Source organism: Streptomyces sp. 8P21H-1 (assembly GCF_013302945.1).
On sequence record NZ_JABTYA010000168.1, the window covers coordinates 1 to 933 of the forward strand.

A 933-nucleotide genomic window follows, 5' to 3' on the forward strand; every position below is an offset into this window, starting at 1 on the left:
CGGACGGGGGCACGGGCAGGTACGTCCCCTGCGCCGGCGCACCAGGAGGGGCGGGGGCCGCATGAGCGGGGGCTGTAGGGGCCGGACCCGGCGTCCCCCGCGCGGGTGCCCCCTGCCCGCCGCCCCGTGTCTCGTCCTCCGCCCCCAGCAGCGCCTGCGGCACGACCAGTACGGCCTGTACGCCGCCGTAGATGTTGGTCTGCAGCCGGACGGCGATCCCGTGCCGGCGCGCGAGCTGGGAGACCACGAACAACCCGATCCGGCCGTCCTGGAGCAGGCTCGCGACGTTCACCTGGTCCGGGTCGGCCAGCAGCGCGTTCATCCTGTGCTGCTCGGCCGGCGGCATGCCGAGCCCGCGGTCCTCGACCTCGACGGCGAGCCCGGAGGTGACGACGTCGGCCCGCAGCAGCACCTGCGTGTGGGGCGCCGAGAACACCGTGGCGTTCTCGACGAGTTCGGCCAGCAGATGGATCACGTCGGCCACGGCGTGCCCGCGCACGGTCCCCTCGACCGGCGGGACGAGCTTGACCCGTGAGTACTGCTCGACCTCGGCGGTCGCGGACCGCAGCACCTCGGTCATGGGGACCGGGTTGCTCCACTGCCGGCGCGAGACGGCGCCGCCGAGCACGGCGAGGTTCTCGGCGTGGCGCCGGATGCGGGTGGCGAGGTGGTCGACGTGGAAGAGGCCCTTGAGCAGGTCGGGGTCCTCGATCTCGTTCTCCAGCTCGTCGAGGAGCGAGATCTCGCGGTGCACGAGGGACTGGAGCCGCCGGGCCAGATTGACGAAGACCTCGACCTTCTGCTCGCTGCCGGCGCGGCTGGAGAGCCGGGAGGCCTGGACCACCGCGGCGACCGCGCCGTCCTGGGCGGACGCCAGGTCCTCGGCGAGCAGGTCGAAGTCGTCGGCGGCCGGGGCGGGCCGGCCGCGCGGTC

General features: G+C 74.3%; 1 protein-coding gene. It reads right to left on the reverse strand.

What is annotated here, in order from left to right:
• Positions 1–933, reverse strand: a 933-nt coding sequence (locus HO151_RS02830; protein WP_254594663.1) for a sensor histidine kinase KdpD, incomplete at both ends; no start/stop codon positions are given.